The sequence below is a fragment of the Streptomyces sp. NPDC003016 genome (assembly GCF_053591455.1).
Genome location: NZ_JBSFTV010000022.1, coordinates 102,207 through 117,717 on the forward strand (window position 1 = coordinate 102,207; position 15,511 = coordinate 117,717).

The 15,511-nt window shown below is 67.7% G+C and carries 18 protein-coding genes; 16 read left to right on the forward strand and 2 right to left on the reverse strand.

Annotation, left to right across the window (positions count from 1 at the left end; translation table 11 throughout):
- Positions 1 to 64: 64 nt before the first annotated feature.
- From ACWDZ4_RS20540 to ACWDZ4_RS20595, 12 genes are all read left to right on the forward strand, one after another.
- Complete coding sequence (locus ACWDZ4_RS20540) at positions 65 to 334, forward strand: hypothetical protein (RefSeq protein WP_451509835.1); 270 nt, start codon at positions 65 to 67, stop codon at positions 332 to 334.
- The gene (locus ACWDZ4_RS20545; RefSeq protein ID WP_451509836.1) at positions 331 to 1,578 is read left to right on the forward strand and encodes a hypothetical protein; all 1,248 of its coding nucleotides are present in this window, start codon (positions 331 to 333) and stop codon (positions 1,576 to 1,578) included. Before ACWDZ4_RS20540 ends, ACWDZ4_RS20545 begins: the two co-directional genes overlap by 4 nt.
- Positions 1,579 to 1,655: 77 nt before the next feature.
- Positions 1,656 to 2,138: an IPT/TIG domain-containing protein gene (locus tag ACWDZ4_RS20550; protein ID WP_451509837.1), complete on the forward strand. Its 483-nt coding sequence runs from the start codon at positions 1,656 to 1,658 to the stop codon at positions 2,136 to 2,138.
- A 115-nt stretch (positions 2,139 to 2,253) separates the two neighbouring features.
- A complete protein-coding gene (locus ACWDZ4_RS20555) occupies positions 2,254 to 2,700 on the forward strand; it encodes a hypothetical protein (protein WP_451509838.1) in 447 nt (148 codons plus the stop codon).
- Positions 2,701 to 2,712: 12 nt separating this feature from the next.
- Complete coding sequence (locus ACWDZ4_RS20560) at positions 2,713 to 3,579, forward strand: hypothetical protein (protein ID WP_451509839.1); 867 nt, start codon at positions 2,713 to 2,715, stop codon at positions 3,577 to 3,579.
- A 29-nt stretch (positions 3,580 to 3,608) separates the two neighbouring features.
- On the forward strand, positions 3,609 to 4,244 hold the full coding sequence (locus ACWDZ4_RS20565) for a poly-gamma-glutamate hydrolase family protein (protein WP_451509840.1): 636 nt from the start codon (positions 3,609 to 3,611) through the stop codon (positions 4,242 to 4,244).
- Between the two features lie 2 nt (positions 4,245 to 4,246).
- A complete protein-coding gene (locus tag ACWDZ4_RS20570; protein ID WP_451509841.1) occupies positions 4,247 to 4,576 on the forward strand; it encodes a hypothetical protein in 330 nt (109 codons plus the stop codon).
- Positions 4,576 to 5,106 carry a hypothetical protein gene (locus tag ACWDZ4_RS20575; protein ID WP_451509842.1) on the forward strand — a complete coding sequence of 177 codons (531 nt, stop codon included), beginning with the start codon at positions 4,576 to 4,578 and terminating at the stop codon, positions 5,104 to 5,106. Before ACWDZ4_RS20570 ends, ACWDZ4_RS20575 begins: the two co-directional genes overlap by 1 nt.
- A gap of 72 nt (positions 5,107 to 5,178) precedes the next feature.
- A complete protein-coding gene (locus tag ACWDZ4_RS20580; protein ID WP_451509843.1) occupies positions 5,179 to 5,418 on the forward strand; it encodes a hypothetical protein in 240 nt (79 codons plus the stop codon).
- Positions 5,419 to 5,421: 3 nt separating this feature from the next.
- Positions 5,422 to 5,865 carry a hypothetical protein gene (locus tag ACWDZ4_RS20585; protein WP_451509844.1) on the forward strand — a complete coding sequence of 148 codons (444 nt, stop codon included), beginning with the start codon at positions 5,422 to 5,424 and terminating at the stop codon, positions 5,863 to 5,865.
- The gene (locus ACWDZ4_RS20590) at positions 5,862 to 6,197 is read left to right on the forward strand and encodes a hypothetical protein (RefSeq protein WP_451509845.1); all 336 of its coding nucleotides are present in this window, start codon (positions 5,862 to 5,864) and stop codon (positions 6,195 to 6,197) included. Before ACWDZ4_RS20585 ends, ACWDZ4_RS20590 begins: the two co-directional genes overlap by 4 nt.
- A 72-nt stretch (positions 6,198 to 6,269) precedes the next feature.
- Positions 6,270 to 6,866, forward strand: coding sequence for a phage tail tube protein (locus ACWDZ4_RS20595; RefSeq protein WP_451509846.1), 597 nt, complete (start codon positions 6,270 to 6,272; stop codon positions 6,864 to 6,866).
- Between the two features lie 96 nt (positions 6,867 to 6,962).
- Here ACWDZ4_RS20595 and ACWDZ4_RS20600 read toward each other — a convergent pair whose 3' ends face one another.
- Both ACWDZ4_RS20600 and ACWDZ4_RS20605 read right to left on the reverse strand, forming a co-directional pair.
- Positions 6,963 to 7,892, reverse strand: a complete 930-nt coding sequence (locus ACWDZ4_RS20600) for a ParA family protein (protein WP_451509847.1) — start codon at positions 7,890 to 7,892, stop codon at positions 6,963 to 6,965.
- Between the two features lie 11 nt (positions 7,893 to 7,903).
- Positions 7,904 to 9,289, reverse strand: coding sequence for a ParB/RepB/Spo0J family partition protein (locus tag ACWDZ4_RS20605; RefSeq protein WP_451509848.1), 1,386 nt, complete (start codon positions 9,287 to 9,289; stop codon positions 7,904 to 7,906).
- 304 nt (positions 9,290 to 9,593) lie between these two features.
- Between ACWDZ4_RS20605 and ACWDZ4_RS20610 the strand changes: the two genes are divergently transcribed.
- The 4 genes from ACWDZ4_RS20610 to ACWDZ4_RS20625 are packed head-to-tail and all read left to right on the forward strand — an operon-like array spanning position 9,594 to position 15,441.
- Complete coding sequence (locus ACWDZ4_RS20610) at positions 9,594 to 10,118, forward strand: hypothetical protein (RefSeq protein WP_451509849.1); 525 nt, start codon at positions 9,594 to 9,596, stop codon at positions 10,116 to 10,118.
- Positions 10,115 to 10,405: a hypothetical protein gene (locus ACWDZ4_RS20615; RefSeq protein ID WP_451509850.1), complete on the forward strand. Its 291-nt coding sequence runs from the start codon at positions 10,115 to 10,117 to the stop codon at positions 10,403 to 10,405. The genes ACWDZ4_RS20610 and ACWDZ4_RS20615 overlap by 4 nt, the downstream gene beginning before the upstream one ends.
- Positions 10,398 to 14,405 carry a hypothetical protein gene (locus ACWDZ4_RS20620; protein WP_451509851.1) on the forward strand — a complete coding sequence of 1,336 codons (4,008 nt, stop codon included), beginning with the start codon at positions 10,398 to 10,400 and terminating at the stop codon, positions 14,403 to 14,405. The genes ACWDZ4_RS20615 and ACWDZ4_RS20620 overlap by 8 nt, the downstream gene beginning before the upstream one ends.
- Complete coding sequence (locus ACWDZ4_RS20625) at positions 14,398 to 15,441, forward strand: hypothetical protein (RefSeq protein WP_451509852.1); 1,044 nt, start codon at positions 14,398 to 14,400, stop codon at positions 15,439 to 15,441. Before ACWDZ4_RS20620 ends, ACWDZ4_RS20625 begins: the two co-directional genes overlap by 8 nt.
- Positions 15,442 to 15,511 lie beyond the last annotated feature (70 nt).

Sequence of the window (15,511 nt, forward strand, 5' to 3'; positions counted from 1 at the left end):
ACCACTACGGGGCCCGGACTGAACGGTCCGGGCCCCGTCCCCTATCAGGAGAGTGAGGACTGCCGTGGCAGACACCAACGGGCTGCTCGCGGCCCTCGACAAGCTGGCCGACGCGCCCCCGGCCGTACGCGGCCCCCGGTGCACCGTCGGCAACATCCTCGAAGCGCTGGACGACGCCACCGCACGGAAGGTCCGGGAGGTGTTGGACACTCCCACCATCACGTCGACGCAGATCGCAGACACCCTCACCGCGAGCGGCCACACCGTTCAGTCGCCGGCCGTCGCCCGGCACCGGCGCCGCGGTTCGTCCAACGGATGCAGGTGCGCACGATGAGCCTGGACGACCAACTCGACCGGCTGCTCGCCCCGGCTTCCCCTCAGCAGACCACCGTGCCCGAGACCACCCGGCCGCCCGTGAGCGCCCCCAAGGGCTGGGAGCCCGGAGTCCGGTACGAACCCGGTGGTTCCATGCTCGTCACCGCTCCCGCCGCCGACGCCCCGGCGCAGAACGAGACCGGGTGGCGCTCCCGCGTCGAGGAGCTGGGCCTGGTCGTCCCGCAGGGTTACCGCGTACGGCTGGTGGAGGCCCGCCACGATCCGGCGGCCTGGCACCGCGACGCCCAGGGCGAGGACGCCGTCACCCGGCCGGTGTGGCGCTGCCGTTACCTGATCGAGCCGTCTGTGCCCGGCTGGGCGTCCGCCGAAGACCTGAGCGCCCTCATCCGTGACGCCATGCGCCGGCGCCGCAAGCCCCGCGCAGCTGCCGAGACGACCGCGCGGGCGCTCGCCGTGGTGTACGCCGACCCGCAGGCCGGGAAGGTCGGCCGCGACGGCGGTACGAAGGAGCTCGTCGCCCGGGTCGCTGACCGCTTCGACCGGCTTCAGGATCATCTTCGTGATCTCGGCAAGATCGGCCGCTCCCCGGACTCCGCGTACTGGCTGGACGCTGGCGACTGCATCGAAGGATTCGAAAATGTAACAAGTCAGGCATATACCAATGATTTGACGCTTACTCAGATGGTGAGGCTGCACCGCCGGCTGACCTTCGAGGGCTTGGACCGGCTCGCTACCGCCTTCCCCCGCGTCGTCGCCGCGACCGTCGGCTCCAACCACGCCAGAGTCCGCAGAGGCAAGGACGCCGTCGGCCCGCCCGAAGACGACTGGGGCATCGAGGTCATGTCCCAGATAGCGGATGCCTACGGGCGTAACCCCGACGCGTACGGCCACGTCTCCTTTGCCATGCCCGAGCCCTGGCGCGACACCCTGTCCCTGGACATGGCCGGGACGATCGTCGGCCTCAATCACGGTCACCAGTACGCCCGCCCGGAAAAGGCCGCCGACTGGTGGAAGGGCCAGAGCTTCGGCCGCCAGCCCATCGCCGACGCCCGCATTCTGGTCTCGGGACATTTCCATCATTTCCGCGCACAGCAGCTCGGCAACGGCAGATTGTGGGTGCAGGCCCCCACCCTCGACAACGGCAGCGACTGGTACGCCGTACGGTCCGGCGAGGTCTCCCAGCCCGGCCTGCTCGTCTTCTCCGTCACCGCAGACGGCTGGGACGACCTGCGCATCCTGTGACCCGACAGTGCGCGACTCAAGCTCGCCCCCTCCTGCATCCTGCGCCCTTCCGTACGAAACCGAGAAGGGACACCACCATGGGCCTGTACAACGCAGCCGGCGCCCGAATCACGAAGGCGGCCTTCCCCGCCACCGCGGCCAGCGATCCGGAGAAGCGGGTCACCGCAGACGTGTACTCGACGCGGGTGCACGACCTCGGGACCCGCCCGAACGACACCCGCGACAGCGTTCCCGAGGGGTCGATCCGCACCCTGCTCTTCAAGGCGGGGACCATCTTGCGGCAGTCGCAGATCGACAAGCTGTTCCCCGCTGCAACGATCGCCACCATCAACCCTGCCGGAGGCCCGGCCGCCGGCGGGACCGTCGTCACCATCACCGGCACCAACCTCGACGGGGTCGCCGACGTGAAGTTCGGCAACACGGCCGGCACGGCTCTCAAGGTGCTGTCCTCCGGCCGAATCCAGGTCACCGCTCCCGCAGGAGCAGCAGGAGCGGTGAACGTAGTCGTGGGTGACGAGGCGGGCGCGGTCACGAAGACCGGCGGCTACACCTACTCCTGACGGCCGCGAGGCCCGTCGCGCCGTGGCCGCTCGCCCAGGAACGCCACGGCGCGACGTAAGCCTCCCGCAAGGTCCAGGGTTCTCGCTCAACACCCGCCCACCAGCAGGAGGACCCGTGCCCACGCCCCGCACCCGCAAGCCCGCCCCGGACGACACCGAGATCACCGAGGCCCCAGAGGACAAGGCCGTCGCGGACGACACCGATACCAAGATCCCCGATGTGGCCCCGCTGGAACCCCCGGCCGAGCCCGCACCCGAGCCCGTCCACGAGCCCCTGACCACCGCCCAGCAGCTCCTCCCCGCGCAGCTTGGCGACCGCATCGTGGACGACGCGACGGGCCGGCCACCGACAGATCCCGACACCATCTTCATCCCCGTCATGCCGTACGGCAGCACCATGCGCTGCACCGTCCGCCTGGTCGAGCACGTCGGACTTGGCACCTACCGCACCCCGACCACCCGTCTGCTCGTCCCGGTCGGCGCTGAACTGAAGCGCGCCCAGGCCGAACGCATCGTCGCTCAGCTCCACGCGCAGACCAACACGGCGCACGCCGGCGAGTAAAGGAGAAATCAGGTGGCGGTGTACGACTACCGACCCGTCTGGGCCGGGGCGCTGTGCGACCCCGACGTGGACGGCGGGCAGGTCAGCAGGATCGACCTGTACGAGGCCCCCGGCCGCAACGGCACTGTCGTGGCGACTGCCGGGCCGGCCGCGCGCCTACGCGCGACCGTGTACCGGTTCACGATTCCTGACAACCTGCCGGATGGGCGGTACTGGTGCACCGTCACCTTCACCCCGGCCAAGGACCAGCAACCTGCCACGGACCGCACCGTCCGCGTAGACCTCCCCCTGGGCACCGGGCTCCTCGCGTCCGCCGAGGAGATCGCCTCCAAGGTCGGTGTGTCCCTGCCGATCACTGCCGCGCAGCGTGAGAAGTACCGGGACGCTATCGCCGAAGCCCAGAAGGACATCGTGGGATACCTGGGCCGCCCCCTGGTTCCGCGCCCCCAGTCCCTGAACTCGGTCACCCCTCTGTACGGCTACGCCTTCACCGATCCGCGGGCCTGGCCGGTCCAGGATTTCGACGACGTGGCCACCGTCGTCAGCTACAGCGACAACCTGGATGGCACGTATGATGTACGGCTTCTCGTCGGGCTGGACGGTGCGGCCGAGGAACCCATCACCCGGTACGTCGTCGCACACGCCGCGGAGAGCATTCGCAACGACCCGGAGGCCGACGGCGGACAGCGCCGTGTCACCTCCCTGTCCGCCGAGGGCCAGTCGGTCAGCTACGACACACCCCCCGCCCAAGGGCAGGCCGGCGCGCTCCCCGCCCTGGACTCGCTCTCGGGGTACCGCAAACGGCTCTACCGTCCCATCGGCGTCACACCTACCGTGCCCTGGCCGTACGGACACGGGCGCCGTTACCGCCGCTGGTAAGCCACCCGAACTGAGCAGACAGGACACCCATGGGAGACCTCTACAACTCGTACGCAGAGCTGGCGGGCGGGCAGATCGAAGGCATCGACTATCAGCGCTCCTGGCGCATCTCGCAGTTCTCCACGCTGCTGCACCTGGCCATACACGGCGGCGGCATCGAAACCGGCACCACGGAACTTGCCGCCGCAGCCGCCGGCGACATGCACGACTTCTACACCCTGGACGCCTTCAAAGCAGCCGGGACCAACAGCGACCTGCACATCACCTCCACCCGCTACGACGAGCCGCAGGCCCTCCTCATGACCCGGTCCGCTTCCCACGTCATCTCTTGGCACGGTGCAGCTGGCGCCACGCCCCTCACCTATCTCGGCGGCCTGGACTACAACCTGCGGGACCAGATCGGGCAGTCCCTCGCGGACGCCGGCTTCACCGTGCAGCTCGCCAGCGAGGAACTGAACGGCAACGACCCCACGAACATCTGCAACCGCAACACCCGCGGCATGGGCGTACAGCTTGAACTCACCACCGCGCAGCGCTCTCTGTTCTTCCTCAACGGCGACATGACCCGGGCCAACCGGAAGAACATCACCGCCACGTTCACCTCCTACGTGAGTGCCGTCAACGCCGGCATCACCAAGGCCCTCGTCGCCGCTGGGCAGGGATAGCCTTGGCCGTCCTTCTCCCTGACCGGGAACTCACCGCCTACGTCCTGGCGCACCCCTGGGCCCGGGACGCGCATGGCGTGCCCGTCCCGCCGCCCCCGGACGCCCGCCCGTCGCCGCGCGGCACGTGGCCCGGCGCGGCGAACGAGCAGACCGACGGTTCGTGGACTCTTCGGGTCGATCCGGCCGCCTGGCCTCTCGAACCCGGCGACGTCCTCAGCGACGGCGCCCGCATCTGGGCCGTGGCCACGGCCTCGTTGAAGAAGGTGCCGGGCCACGGGGCCGTTGACTACATCGCTGTGACGGCAACGCTGAATCCTCCGGAAGTGCCCTGATGGCCAAGTTCCATGTCGAGCCGGGCCTGGAAGAAAAGCTGGCAGCGATGATCGCTCCGAAGGTCCACGAGATCGCCCGCCAGGTCGAGCGCCAAGCGAAGGTGTTCGCCCCGCCCACCAAGCAGTGGGTGACTGTCGGCGACAACAAGGTGCGCCCCACGCACGTCGGCGCTCAGGGCCAGGAGGTCCCCGACAACCTTCGCTTCGAGGTCAACTCGATGAGCTGGGATCGTAAGCACCGCGGTGTCGGGCCCATCACGTACATGAAGGCGCCGCGTGACGAGACGTCCCGGGCGGTCGCCAACATCAAGAACTGCCGGTGTCACGCTCGGAGCATCCCCGACGGCATCTCGCGCAACATCAGCACGCTACCGCCTGTGGTGACGGGCAGCACCGTCACCGTGAAGGTCGTCGCCCAGGGCCGCTGGGTTGTCGCTGCCGAAATCGGCACCGTGTACCCGGGGAACCTGGAGGCGAAGGGCGCCTTCTACATGGCGCGTGCCGCCGCGGTGGTCGCCGCACGCCGATAGCTGTTCCCCAGGGGAACAGTCCGCGGATCGAGCGGGCGACACAAGGCCGCGCTTGCTGCACTCTTCCGCGTCATGACGAACACCAGGAAGACCAGCACCCCCGCCACCGAGCCGGACACCGCGACCGCCGAGGCCCCCGTGACCGTCATCGGCCTCCCGCTCCGTACCGGCCAGGAACCCGAAAAGGTGACCTTCGCCCACCACCTCCGCATTGACGGGCGGGACCTGCGGCCCGGTGACAGCGCGCACGTCTCCCCCGACTACGCCCGCCAGCTCCGCAACAGCGGATACCTCGCTCGCGGGCGCGACTGACCTATGAGCGACACGTACGCCGTCGCCGACACCGATCCGGTCTCTGTCGTCCTCGCCTGGCTTGCCGAGCACCCCAAGGTTCAGGAAGCCCTCGGCGGGCCCGGACGGGTCTCCGGCACCAGAGAAGCCCCGTGGCCTCACCTGCGCGTCGCCCCCGGGCCCGGCGGTGATCTGCGAAACCTGCGGTGGGCCACCGAGCCGGAAGTCTCACTGGAGCTGTACGGAGACCCAGGCGGCTGGCCGGGACCCGCAGCCATGCGCCGAACTCTGCTGGTGTGCGCGCTCGCCGCAACCGAACTCCCCGACGCCCCCTTCAAGCCGGGCCAGCCCGTCATCAACCACGTACGCCCCTCCGGGGTGCTCATCGACTCGCCGCTCGTCACCGGGCAACCTCGCTGGCTCATGGGCCTGCTCATCACCCTTCACCCCAATACGGAGGCCCCGTGAACCTCACCGAACCCGGCGCTGTGGCCATCGCCCTCGTTGACGCAGATCTCAACGGCGTGGGCGTGTGGACCGCTGTCGGCACCACTGATTCCGTGGTGTTCGACGAGGAGCCGAACGACTCGATCTCCGAGGAGTGGAGTGCGGCCGTGACGGCGATTCCCATCGCGCGGTTCAGCTTCGGCATGCCCGTGCGGATGATCCGCCACCCGCCTCTCGCGTGTCTGGATACGCGGCACGCGATCGAGGAGCACCTGAAGCGCGAACGGATCAGCCGGCTGCTCGCCGAGGCTCGCGCCCGCCCCGTCGTGTATTCCGTGCCCGCGCAGTTCTGAGCCCGGGACGTTAACACCGCGCTCTCTCCATCGTGACCCGGCCCTAACCCCTGTTCACGAGGAGAGACCGCCATGGCTGGCGAGATCACCAACGCAACACAGATTGTCATCCCGGCACGAACCCGAGTCTGGCTTGCTCGGGTCGGTACCGAAGCGCCGGCCGACGCCACGGTTACGATGCCCACCGGCTGGTACTCGGTGGGCCTCACCAGCGAGGATTCGTTGAAGTTCAGTGAAGAACCGCAGTTCGAGCAAGTGAAAAGCGCTCAGGCGGACTTCCCCAGCCGGACGTTCCAGACGAGCGACAGCGCCACCGTGGAGGTGGACCTTCAGCAGTGGAACGGCCAGAACTTCAAGGCCGTGTTCGGCGGCGGCACCATCTCTGAAATCACCCCGGCTGGCACCGACCCCACGGCGCCCAAGCACTACAAGTTCAGCCCGCCGAGGATCGGCGGCCGCTCCGAGGTCGCCGCCTGCGTCGAAGTCCTCGACGGCGGCAAGGCGTACCGTTACGTCATCCCGCGGGCGATGCAGATGGAGGGCGTGCAGACGGATCTCCAGAAGGCGCAGCCATCCGTTCTGCCGCTGCGCCTGGCCGTCCAGGGTGGTGACGAGACGGATGCCTGGTACCTGATGACCAACGACCCGGCGTTCGGCCCGGCCGCGTAATCTGTGGTCGCACGGCAAAGGCCCGTACCGGGCGCGGGAGCTGCCGTCTTCCGCGATCGGTACGGGCCTGTGTGTTCCCCAGGGGAACAGTGGGCGCTATGTGGGATTCAAGTCCACGAAGCCGAGAGCTGTGGCCACCTTGTTGTAGTCCTCGATCGCCGCGGCGTTCTTCGGGCCGAAGGCGTAGACCGGTGATTGGCGGCGGTGCTGTTGCCGGACAGGCTTGTTCCAACGGACCTTGTGCAGCTGGAAGTGCTCGCCGTAGATCCGCTCGATGGCGGCGACCGTGATGTGGCCTTCGGGGTCGTCGTAGCTCGCCGTCGGAGTGCCGCACATGACGATGTGCTTGACCGTAGGCAGCGACCGGCGGCCCCGCGAGCGTTTGTTCTGCTGCTTTCGCAGCTCTGCCAGTTCCTCGAACGTGGCCTTGAGGTCCGTCTGCTCTTTGCTCGTCACCAGAACGGGCGGCACGATCTCGTCGTCTTCCTGGAACGGGATGAGGGCCGACACGACGAGCTTGCTCAGCGATGCCGGAAGGTCGAGCAGCCAGACATCGTCATCCCCCTCGTAGGAGTCGCACAGCTCCCGGAACCACAGGATGAGCTGTTCGTTGCCCTCCTGGCCGGTTTCCGTGTCGAAGTTCTTGACGTTCCGCGAGCCGGGGACGATCTTGAGGTTCTCGATGTCCTCGTACTCGGCCGGCGTTTCCGTCTCCGGGTCAGCTGGAGAGATCAGGTAGCGGGCTTGGGTCGAGCAGTCCTCAAGCGAGTCGCCATGCATGAGGTCGTAGATCGTGCCGTGCCCGGCCGGCAGCTCGTCCATCGCACAGAGGATGTGGCTGGCGCTTCGCTGATGGTCGAAGTCGAAGATGCGGACCTTGTACCCGCGCAGTGCGAGCGTGGCGCCCAGCATGATGACGCTGCTGGTCTTGGCACTGCCGCCGGTGATGATGAAGGCAGCGAGGAGCAAGGGCCAGTTGCGGCCGCCAGGGCGCAGGTTGCGCCTGGGAAGAGTCTTGGTAGACATCATCGTTCCAGTCAGTCGATGGGTTCGGAGTCGGTTGTTTCGTCTGCGCCCGGGAATGGGACACCGAACTTGGTGAGCTGGGTTTGCTCCCACTCGGTCTGGGGGCGGTACTGGCCGGCCTCGATGAGGAGCCGAACGTGCTCGGCGTCGGTCCGGTCCCACTGCCGACGCCCGTCACGGGCCCGGATCTCACCCGCAGCGAGAGCAGTTGCGAAGGTGACTCGGTTGATCAACTCCGCTTTGCCCGAAGACAGTACGGCCTCGAAATACGAGTCCGTGTCGTTGATCGTGAATTCCGCACAGCCCGCTTCGCGCAGCCACCGGTGTGACCGGGTCCGGGCCGGGCCGGGCTGCATGGGTGCCAGCAAGGTACGAGCGTACAGCGAGTCGTGCTGCTCGCTGCTCAACTTCGTGTCTGAGCCGATCAAGTGTTGGCACGCCGCGTCACGGTCGGCGGAGGCGTGGTTGCGTTGAACGGCTTCCTTGTCGGCAAGGGGTTTCTTCTGACCTGTGCTGACCTTCGTTGTTTCCTTCTTGGGTGCCTGGCCGGCGCCCGAAGACTGCTGCGTGTTCTCCGTGGGCGTTGTCTGTTTGGTGCCGGCAGCCGGTGAGGTATCCGAAGGCTTCTTCGACCCTTGTTCGTCCGTATCGGCGGTCCGCTGAGTCAGGACGTCGTTCCCCGGAGGAACATCCTCGCCGCTGTGAATGCGGTGAACCGCTTCATTCAGCGTGATCTCTTCATCCCTGATGAGGTGCCAGGCCCGGATCTGGTTCTCGGGCTCGGAGAACTTCGAGAGGATGCTGCGGGCCAGCGTGACACCGGGGCCGTCTTCGGTGCCGACGATGCTCTGAAGTTCGTCGGGCAGGGCCAGGAGCTCCAGGCGCCGGGAGACGTGACTCACGCTCTTGAGGTGGAGCTCTTCAACGATCTCGCGGTAGCTCATCCCTTCCTCAACGTGGAGACGCTGGAACTTCCGCGCCTCTTCGACGGCCGAGAGCTGCTTGCGGTGGAAGTTCTCGACGAACAGGACCCGGCGGATCTTCGGAGCCACGTCGTTCCGAAGGACCGCTGGGATCTCGTCCCGCCCGATGGCCATGTGCGCACGCCACCGGCGCTCACCGAAGGCAAGGACGTACTTCGTCCCCATGCCTGCGGCTTCCGCTGGGTAGAACTTCGCGAACTCAGTGGTGTGCATCACAGCGATGTCCTGGAGCAGGTCGTCCTTGACGATGCTCTCGCTGAGCCCGGTCAGGTCCCCCAGATCGCGGTCATTGAACGGGTTCGCAGTGATGTCGGTGACGGCGACCAAGAGGGCATCGCCGTTTTCTGTACTCGCCGGCAGCTCGAAGAACTTCGGCGTCTCCGGCTCTCCAGCGGGTGAGGGCACCGAAGGCACCTGGGCCCCCGCTCCCTTCGCTGCTTGCTTCTTGGCCCTTCGCAGATTTGCTGCCACAGATGTCTCTCAGATAGGTGGGAGATACGGACGGGGTAGAGATTAGCTGTCAGACTCGCCGGGTCTGCTGCCGCATGCAGGGAACACCCCACGGGGTGTTCCCCAGGGGAACACTCGTACCGCCGGATCATCTCTATCAAGGTTGATAGAAAAACCCGGCGGTGCGATGCACGCGCCGAGCCCGAGACGCAAACCGACCGGCCTCTCTACCTTCCCGGTGCCTTGTCACCCACCGGGAGGACTCCCCATGCAGTACGACATCGACCTGGACGCCGAGCGCCGCGAGGTGCAGTACCCCGACGGCTTCAACCTCTTGATCCGCGGGCACGGCTTCCATTTCCCGGCCGAACTTCCGGCCGACGCGCTCGACCCTCTCCTCAGCGACGACCTGGACCTCGTTGGCCTGCTCGGTGACCTCGCCAAGGCCCAGGGTGGCAGCGCCGTCGGAGACGTGATCGAGCTGCTCTTCAAGCGCCCGAGGCTGCCCAAGAAGTTCCTCGAAGCGGTCAAGGACACCTACCTGATCCTGCTCGGCGAGGAGGCATTCGAGAGGTACCTGTCGTTGCACCCCTCGATCGGCGACTACGTGCGCATGACCAAGCGCGTGAGCAGGGTGTACGGGATCGACCTGGGAAAACTCTTCGGACTGGGTGGCTCCTCCGAGAGCGAGGGGGAGACATCGAATCCGACCTCTCCCGATTCCACCACCTCGACGCACGAGGAGTCTGGCTCCGCCCAGACCAGCCCGGATTCATCGGACTCCGTCGCTTGAGCGTCCTCCTCGAAGGTCTGCCCGAGGAGTCCCGCCTGAAGTCGTCGGCCGTGGGCGGCTGGACGGTCCACAACGAACTCCTGGCGCAGCTCATCGAGGAAGTCTCCCTGCTTGCTGCCGACCGGCGCCGCGAAGAGCCGCGCACGGTCAACCGCCCGTACGACCGGGCCGCCGCTGTTCCCCAGGGGAACAGCGAACAGGCGCAGCAGGCATCCCCGTCGATGAGCGGCCACCGCAAGATGCTGGCGGCCGCTGCCCGGAGAGGCATGGTGCGTAGCGGTGACTGAGGGATTGCAGGCCGGCCGCCTTGAGGTCACGGTCGTCGCTGCCCTCGACGGTTTCGCCCGGGAGTTGCGGACGAAGGTCGAGACCGCCGCCGAGGGCCTGGCGGCCAAGGTCCAGGTCAAGGTCGACGACGACGGCCTGCGCGAGCGGCTGGAGAAAGCGGTCAAGAAGGCGTCCGAGGGCGTCAGCGCGAAGATCAAGGTCACGGTCGACCAGTCCCGGCTGCGGGGCGAGCTGAACGACGTGGCCCGTCAGCTTTCCCAGGCCGGTGTCACCGTGCCCGTACGGGCCGACGATGGTGGCGCCACCGGGGGCAGCCGTGGCGGGCTCCTGGGGCGTATCCGCTCACTGCTCCAAGGCGCGCAGGGCGAAGCCGACCAGTCGCCGGTGCAGGTGCCGGTCAGCTTCAAGATGCCGGGTGGTCGCCGTGGACGGATGCGCGGGCTGCTCCTTGGCGCCATCGTGTCGCTCGCCCAGCCGGCGGTCGCGTGGATCGGTCAGCTCGGCGCCGGGCTGACCGCGCTCGGGTCCGCGGCGGCGCCGGCGGTGGGCATCGTCGGTACGCTCCCTGGCCTGATCGCCGCGGCCGGGCTCGCGGCGATCAGCGCTTCGGTGGCGTTCGGCGGCTTCGGCGAGGCCCTGAAGCAGACGCTCAAGGCGCAGGCGCAGCTCGCCGCGGGGGAAAAGCTCACCGAGGCGCAGCAGCAGGCTCTCGACCAGTCGATGAAGGGCTTGTCGAAGTCGGCGCGCGAGACGGCCAAAGCGATCTCCGGTGTCAGCGGCGAGTGGAAGGCGATGCGCCGCTCCGTTCAGGAGCAGGTCTTCTCGCAGATCGAGGACCAGGTCAAGCCGCTCTCGGATGCGGTGCTGCCGCGGCTGGAGGTGGCTCTCGGCTCCTCCGCGAACCAGGTCGGGAACCTGTTCCGGCAGATGTCCAAGGGCGCCCAGACGAAGTCTTTCGCCAAGGACTTCGACCAGGTCGCGGCATCCAGCGGCAAGGTCACCAGTTCGCTGGTGGGCGGCCTGAAGAACGTCGGGCATGCGGTCGGTGACTTCCTCGTCGCGTCGGGCCCTGCGGTTGAGCGGGTTGCCTTGCTGACCGAAGGCTGGACCAAGTGGCTGCGGGCCTCTACCGAATCCAACCGGGCCGACGGTTCCCTCGACCGGTTCCTCCAGCGGTCGATCGACAAGAGCAAGCAGCTCCTGCGCACCACCGTGGATCTCGGCCACGGTCTGGCCGGGGTCGGGCGGGCCGCGAGCGAGTCGGGGAACTCGCTGCTCAAGGGACTTGAGTTCCAGATGACGTATTTCAACGCCTGGGCGAATTCGGCGCAGGGCCAGCAGCGCATGAAGTCGTTCTTCGACCAGTCGCTGCCGGTGTACCGGGAGACGATCGGGCTCCTCGGTGATCTCGGCAAGGGCCTGGCCAAGATGGCGACGGACGACGGCCTGGTCCGCCTCGTCCAACAGATCCGCTACGAGCTCATGCCCGCGGTGGGCAGCTTCCTCGACCAGCTCGGGCGGGCTGTGGGGCCTCAACTGATTTCCCTTGTCGCATCTCTTGCGAGCATCTTCGAGAAGCTGTCGGCGGCCGGCCTCGGACTTGGCGTCGTGGTCCAGGCATTCGCGGCCTTCGCGGTGTCGGTCAACTCGGCGATGGAAGCGGTCCCGTTCCTGGGGACAGCGCTCGGCCTCCTCCTGGGGGCGATCATCGCGCTGAAGGTACTGCGCGGCGTCAGCGCTCTGATGGGAGGACTCGGTGCGGCTGTCGGCCGTACCAGCACCGTCCTCGCCAGCGCTCCGGGCCGCATCCAGGCGGTGACCGGTGCTTGGACGCGCGCCGGGCTCGTCTACCAGCGCGTAGCTCAGCAGACCGGCGGCATAGCCGGCGCCGCGCGTGGGGCGACGGCCGCGAGCACGGTGATGTCGCGGGGCCTGTCCGGAGTGCTGGGTGTGGTCGGCGGGCCTCTTGGGCTCGCCCTTGCTGCCGGTTCCATCGCGTTGATGTACTTCGCCCAGCGGCAGCAGGATGCGGCACAGGCCGCAGCCGACCACCGGACACAGATCACCACCCTCGCTGACGCGCTGCGCTCCTCGAACGGGGCGATCGACGACAACGTGGTCGCGCAGGCCCGCAAGCTCGCCACCGAAACCGAGTGGGGCCGAAGCGCGCTGAAAGCCGAAGTCAGCACGAAGGACCTGACGGCGGCGATCCTCGGCCAGGGCAGCGATCTGGGCACCCTGGAGCAGAAGCTGCGCGCTACCGCGGAAGGGACCTGGCACTACGAGGAGCGCGGCAGAGCCCACGTGAGGGTCATGACTGACCAGGGCGTGGCCGCTCTCAAGGCCGCCGACGCGCTCAAGAAGCACGGCGTCAGCATCAAGGACGCCCGCAAGGAACTGGAGTCGACCGGTCAGCTCCAGGAGGACTTCGCGAACCGGGGCACCAGCGCCTACGACCGGGTACGGGAGGCCGCGCAGCGCCTCGCGGACACGACCGGCGACGCGGAGTCCCGCACTTCGGCCCTCAAGGACATGATCGAAGCCCTCTCCGGCAAGACCCGCTCGTACGAGGAAGCGACGCAGCGCCTGAACGCGAAGCTGCTGGAGATGCGGGAGTACGCCAAGCAGAACGAGGGTGCGGCCAAGGGCAAGGACGTCGTCAAGGACGGGGCCCTGAACACCACGAATCAGCTCGGCCAGGACCTCTACCGGCTGTCGTCGGGTCTCGCCGACGAGGCGCTGGGGAAGGTCACCGCGGCGTTCGACAAGGCGTCGGCGGCCGGCAAGCCGCTCGTCGAGCAACTCGCCGCGGCCCGCCGTGAAGCCGCAGGTGCACGGGAGCAGTTGATCAGCACGCTGGGCACGCTCGGGGTGGGCGCAAAGGACGCGGCGGTGATCGCCGACCAGATGGGTCTCATCCCTGACACCATCGTCACCAGTCTGAAGCTGGACGGCCAGGGCGAGATAGCCGCCCAGCTTCAGGGTGTGCGTACGCAGTTCCAGAGCCTGAAGAACCCGGATGCCACGACGGTCAAGGTGAGCGTCCTGGACCAAGACGCGAAACAGAAGCTCACCGATCTCGGTTTCAAGGTGACACAGCTCAAGGACGGCCGGTTCCAGGTCGTCGCGAAGACCGAGGAAGCGAAGGGCAAGCTCGCCTCGTTCGTCGACACCGCCAACAACATGCCAACGAACAAGGACGTGGAGGTCTCGGCCCTCACCGCGGAGGCACAGGCCGACCTGAAAGCCGTGAGCGCCAAGGTCGCCTCCTTCAAGGACAAGCCGTTCACCATGAAGGCGCTCACCGGGGAGGCCACCAAGCTGCTGTCCGATCTTGGGGTCAGAATCCGGGACACCAAGGGCAAGAATGTGGTGATCACGGCACCCACAGGCAGCGCGGTGGCGTCAGTAGAGGCCCTGGCCCAGAGGATCAGGGCCCTGGAGGGGCGAACGATCACCAACACGGTCGTCACGAACTACACGAGCGTCGGCAAGCCGGGCTCCTACGGGCGGCAACTCCCGTACGCCGACGGCGGCATCTGGAAATTCGCTGAGGGCGGCATCCACCGCGCGGCAAACCGTGTGAAGGCGTTCGCGAACGGCACGGAGAAACACATCGCACAGATCGGCAAGCCCGGTGACGTGCGCATATGGAATGAGCCGGAGACTCACGGGGAGGCATACCTCCCTTTGGCCCAATCCAAGCGGACCCGCAGCAAGGCGATCCTCGACCGTGTCGCGGAAATCTTCGGCGGCAAGGTCGTGTACTTCGCAGACGGCGGCGTCAACCAGCCGCCGTCATCGGCTGCGGAGTCGCTGCACCGCACCTCGCGCGCCGGCCGGGCGGCGGCTCCCCGCGCCAGCGTTCCCCAGGGGAACAGCGCGCTGGTCGGCGGCGACCTCAACATTCACGTCGGCGCCGTCGGCACGGTCCGCAACGCCCTCGACGACGCGATGTACGAACTGCAACGAATCCAGATGGGAGGCACCTATGCGTGACGGCGAGTGGTACCTGGGGTACTCGGCGCGCGGCGCCCTGCCCGCGTGTGAGCTGACGTTCGGCCGCACCAGCAGCGGCATCTACTGCCTGGAGGAGCCGGGCATCAAGTACGCCGAGCCGGACACGGCGGATGCGAATCTGCCGGGCGAGAACGGCGTACGGATGGGCCGGGACTACCAGCGCGGCACCACGGTGACGTTCCAGCTCGGCGTCGACACCGTCGACGCCCCTACGGACGGGTTCCACTTCGTTTTCCCGAGCGGCGGTGGCCGGTACCCGATCGGTCAGGGCACCTCGCAGTGGCTGGCCGGGCCGGCGACACCGGAGCGGCGGGCCATGTGGAACGCCGAAGGCGTGGGCATCTTGCGCCAGGCGTGGCGCGGGGACTCCGTGCGCTCCCGGTCCGGCGCCGCGGCGTGGCTGCGTCACAAGAAGGCCGGCCGGATTCGCCAGCTCTACGGGCGGCCGCGGAATTTCGACGTGGTTCACTCGCGCTTCTCGGACCAGGGGTACACCCCAGTGCTCTGTGACTTCGAGTCGGTCGACGACCGTTTCTACGACGCCGAGGAGCAGACGGAGGAGCTGCACGGGCGCCACCTCGTCATGCCGCGGCCTTCTCGACCGGGACGGCCCGGGGACTACGGCGGGGACGCTGCGTGGGGGTGGGAGGAGAAGCGGACCACCAGCTTGCACGTCCGCGGCCGGGTGGAGACGTATCCGGTGATCGTGCTGCATGGCCCCGGGCGCAACTTGAAGGTCACCATCAGCGACCTGTGGGCCGTGCAGCTGAACACGGACATCCCCAACGGCCAGCACGTCACCATCGACTCCCGCCCGTGGAAGCGCACCGTGCTGCGCAGCACGGGCTCCTCGGTCGCGGACAAGCTGACGCGCTCCAGCCCGCGGCTCGCGGAGATGATGCTGCACCCGGGCTTTCACCTTGCGAAGTTGAACTACGCGGTGCTGCCGTCGGACAAGTCGCCGAATGGGCCGCGGGTTGAGATCAAGTGGCGGAACGCTCACGCCTACTGGTGAGGCCGCGACATAAGCCGTCCTGTCCGTCCAGTGTCTGCGCGTCCGGTTCGAGGACGTACAGCAGAGGGAC

Coding starts and splice junctions, on each gene's coding strand:
- ACWDZ4_RS20545 (WP_451509836.1), top strand. CDS start 331: ATGAGCCTGGACGACCAACTCGACCGGCTGCTCGCCCCGGCTTCCCCT.
- ACWDZ4_RS20550 (WP_451509837.1), top strand. CDS start 1,656: ATGGGCCTGTACAACGCAGCCGGCGCCCGAATCACGAAGGCGGCCTTC.
- ACWDZ4_RS20565 (WP_451509840.1), top strand. CDS start 3,609: ATGGGAGACCTCTACAACTCGTACGCAGAGCTGGCGGGCGGGCAGATC.
- ACWDZ4_RS20575 (WP_451509842.1), top strand. CDS start 4,576: ATGGCCAAGTTCCATGTCGAGCCGGGCCTGGAAGAAAAGCTGGCAGCG.
- ACWDZ4_RS20580 (WP_451509843.1), top strand. CDS start 5,179: ATGACGAACACCAGGAAGACCAGCACCCCCGCCACCGAGCCGGACACC.
- ACWDZ4_RS20585 (WP_451509844.1), top strand. CDS start 5,422: ATGAGCGACACGTACGCCGTCGCCGACACCGATCCGGTCTCTGTCGTC.
- ACWDZ4_RS20595 (WP_451509846.1), top strand. CDS start 6,270: ATGGCTGGCGAGATCACCAACGCAACACAGATTGTCATCCCGGCACGA.
- ACWDZ4_RS20600 (WP_451509847.1), bottom strand. CDS start 7,892: ATGTCTACCAAGACTCTTCCCAGGCGCAACCTGCGCCCTGGCGGCCGC.
- ACWDZ4_RS20610 (WP_451509849.1), top strand. CDS start 9,594: ATGCAGTACGACATCGACCTGGACGCCGAGCGCCGCGAGGTGCAGTAC.
- ACWDZ4_RS20625 (WP_451509852.1), top strand. CDS start 14,398: ATGCGTGACGGCGAGTGGTACCTGGGGTACTCGGCGCGCGGCGCCCTG.